At 55.7% G+C, this 3,042-nt stretch carries 4 protein-coding genes; 2 read left to right on the top strand and 2 right to left on the bottom strand.

Going from position 1 to position 3,042, the window contains the following annotated elements; translation table 11 throughout:
• The first annotated feature begins 242 nt into the window (after window positions 1-242).
• Window positions 243-1,157, top strand: coding sequence for a LysR family transcriptional regulator (locus EOB80_RS12235; protein WP_127327791.1), 915 nt, complete (start codon window positions 243-245; stop codon window positions 1,155-1,157).
• Window positions 1,158-1,453: 296 nt separating this feature from the next.
• On the opposite strand, the gene EOB80_RS12225 is transcribed toward EOB80_RS12235, so the two are convergent.
• A complete protein-coding gene (locus EOB80_RS12225; RefSeq protein WP_127327789.1) occupies window positions 1,454-1,645 on the bottom strand; it encodes a hypothetical protein in 192 nt (63 codons plus the stop codon).
• 152 nt (window positions 1,646-1,797) lie between these two features.
• A complete protein-coding gene (locus EOB80_RS12220; RefSeq protein ID WP_127327788.1) occupies window positions 1,798-2,031 on the bottom strand; it encodes a hypothetical protein in 234 nt (77 codons plus the stop codon).
• A gap of 212 nt (window positions 2,032-2,243) precedes the next feature.
• On the opposite strand from EOB80_RS12220, the gene EOB80_RS34495 reads away from it, so the two are divergent.
• Window positions 2,244-2,411, top strand: a complete 168-nt coding sequence (locus EOB80_RS34495; RefSeq protein ID WP_164762594.1) for a hypothetical protein — start codon at window positions 2,244-2,246, stop codon at window positions 2,409-2,411.
• Window positions 2,412-3,042 lie beyond the last annotated feature (631 nt).

Below are 3,042 nucleotides of genomic sequence, written 5' to 3'. Positions count from 1 at the left end.
CAGATACGCTGATCTTTTTCACTCAGACCAAGCTGCTTAACCCAAGGTTGCGAATTGTTTTATTTGTAATTCGGAGTTAATTCGAGATATTGTCTAATTCTAGCGCTTGGAATTCCACACTCAATCTATAATTTTTAATATTTTATCTATAATGCGCCGTTATATACTGGGATGGCTTATTGCTTCCCCAGGTTGGCGGTATCTGCTTCCCGGGTGGCGTTATCAGGGAAAGGAGCGCCGGAATGGAGTTGCTGCAGAGCGACCTGAAGCTCCGTCAACTGAAAGTCTTCCGAGAAGTGTTGCGGGCCGGTTCGACAAGGCGAGCAGCGGCAGCCCTCGGGATAAGCCAGCCGGCTGTCAGTCAACATGTGAAGCAACTCGAGACCACGCTCGGCATCACCCTCTTTAAGAGGTCAGCCAACCGCATCGTCCCCTTGCAGGAAGCATGGGAGCTCCTGCGAAACGTTGAACTTGCCCTGACGTCCCTGGATCGGCTGGAAGCGTCAATCTTCGCGATGAAGAACGAGGAAAAGCAAAGGATTGCGATTGCCGCGCCTTCTGTTTTCGGTTTCGTGACCTTGCCCAACGTGGTGGCGATTATCCACGCAAAGACCGCTTCGAACGTCCGGTCAATTTCTGGAAGCTACGACCAGATCGGCGAGCACATCTTGGCCGGTCGCGCGGATCTGGGGATCTCGAGATTGCCGCTGGACCCACGCCTGTTTGAATGGGCGCCGCTCGGGTCGGCGCGCAACGTGTGCATCTTTCATCCCGACCACCGCTTTTCACAACAGACCTGTATCCAGGCGCACGACCTGGCTGGCGAAACGATCGTCGATATCGATCCCCAGTTCGCCGCCCACCAGATGAACTTCAATGCGTTGCGCTTCGCCGGCGTTGAGCCGAACATACTGGTGGAATTCGACTGCAACGGTCACGAGGCCGGATACGTTTCGGCTGGCCTGGGCATTTCCATAACCAATGAAATCATTGCGCGTGAATACGAAGCGTTTAACCTCGAAGCAAAACCGGTGGAACCGTCAGCTCTTTATCATTACGTCGCGATTTGGCAGAAGGGCAGGACCTTTTCGAATGCTCTGAGCGTGTCGCTCGAGGCGATTATCGCGGCCTTTTCCACCGCTCCTGCGAAAGGATGAGATTTCTCAGAGGGCGGCTAGAGAACGACGCTAGGCAGCCGGCGCGGCGCCTGGGGCCGCACCGGGAACTCAAGCCGTTTCCAAAACGCCCTGGAATTGAGCGAGTTGCTTTGGAAAATGTTGAGCGAGGTAGCGTACCAGTTTGGGGCTATCCATCAGCCGGTTGAGGTGTCCTCGTACCGCTACAAGTTCGAGGCCCCACGAACCAATGTGCTCAGCGGAGTTTCGAAATTCCTGGCTCAACTCGGCCTGGCAGGGGCTGCGTGAAAAATGAGCTGCCCGCATTCGTAAACCGGCTAAGCCACTTGCTGCTGACTAACGGCTTGGAAGTGCGGCAGCGTCGCCTTTTGAAAAGCATGAGCTCGAGGCAGCCATTTCATACGGTTCCTGGCCGCATCAACCAGTTCCTCCTCGCGGGTAAGGCCGTTCATAAAGAGCTTTAGCAGGTGAGAAGCCGCTTTTTCGGCATCGGGCGAAGTAAGCGGCAATTTGCTCTCGTCGCACACAGTCCGGGAAATGCGAGACAACATTTCAATCTCGCACGGACCAAGGCAGTGACCAGGGTACAACATAAATTTTCCTCCATACGGCTGTGGTCAAAACTGACCACCCACCGTGTCACTGGAACCACTTTACCGGACTAGCCTACGGACTGGGCCTGCCAGTGGTTCAACCTGGCGCGCATCAAGACCATCAGCACAGTCTCGTCTTTGATGCCTGTTTGAGACAGTCGAACCAACTCTGAGGCGAGTTCCCCGGCCTCACCGGAAGTGGTTAGAATCTCGTGTTCCTCACAAAGCTGCGAAAATACAATCCTCAGCGTGCCCAGTTCCTCAGGGAAAATAGGTTGCGCGCCGCCGATGGGGAAATTCATATGAACGTCCTTTGAATAATACTGATCTTGAGCGCTGAAGAATGGCTCCAAAGCCAGCAAACGGTCATTATCATTTGCGTACAAGGCGGCGCTTGGTAAAAATCGTACAAATTTCTTTGGAGGCGCCGGCGTGTGTTCCGAGACGCCAGAGCACGCAAGGATGGGCCGGAAACTGCACTACTTAAGCGGCCTCTATCTCTACCGACTAAAGAATGCTGTTCGTCATGTTTTTGGCGATGGATGATCCCTTCGATGACTCTCGCCTCGGCATCGCATTCCGCCGCCCGGGCGGCCATGTGCCAAGCTGTGTCTTTCCCGAGCGGCTTGACTTTTGCCGTCCGGATCTGGAACCCGTCGCTGATTTCCCTGAAGTCCAGTGACGGGCCTACTTCGTCAGACGTCGGCTAGCGCTAGATCTTTCTCGTAGGGCTGGAACAAGCATCCGCAATTGAAGTTGGAAATGTGCTTGGTTGAGATGTCCCCTCCTCAAGTCCAAGCTCTGGTGCAAGGCCCGTCGCTGTCCGTGCCTTCAGCGGCGGGCTTCCTTCGTCAGACGCTCGACGGTCTCAATGATCGCGTTGGCCAGAGCTTCGCTCAGTTGCCACAGGGGCATCGGTTCCATGTGTCAAAGGGGAGGTGGGCAAGATCAAGTTACCACGCACCTGTAACGGTGAGCATGCCGACCCATCTGGGGCTAAATGACCAGGCCTGCAAGCTACTGGCAGAATGAAAGCGCAGCAATTAATCCTGTTGGCCTAGACTGCCGTCAAGCCATTCCGCGATAGCACCATAGGCATGAGAGTCGGAGATATATTAGCTTGAGCTTGCGGCGGCCCACCTCCGCCCGCCCGGCCGGCGCCTAACGTCCCAACAAACCCGCCACAGGCGCCGGCCACCCCTCGCACCGGTCGCTTCCCGAGATGTGCATTGTGGGCGATGCGTCGCCGCGTCGGCCTGTCATGCCTTTGCCTCCCGGATCGCCCGCAGCGTGGCGTGGCGTAGTTTATTTTC

Source organism: Mesorhizobium sp. M7A.F.Ca.MR.245.00.0.0 (assembly GCF_003997415.1).
Lineage (GTDB): Bacteria > Pseudomonadota > Alphaproteobacteria > Rhizobiales > Rhizobiaceae > Mesorhizobium.
Note: the sequence above shows the minus strand (reverse complement) of the source record. Positions and strands in the feature narration are given on the sequence as shown.

Excerpts from the sequence above, each read along its gene's own strand:
- EOB80_RS12235 (WP_127327791.1), top strand. The coding sequence starts at position 243 with ATGGAGTTGCTGCAGAGCGACCTGAAGCTCCGTCAACTGAAAGTCTTC.
- EOB80_RS12220 (WP_127327788.1), bottom strand. The coding sequence starts at position 2,031 with ATGAATTTCCCCATCGGCGGCGCGCAACCTATTTTCCCTGAGGAACTG.
- EOB80_RS34495 (WP_164762594.1), top strand. The coding sequence starts at position 2,244 with ATGCTGTTCGTCATGTTTTTGGCGATGGATGATCCCTTCGATGACTCT.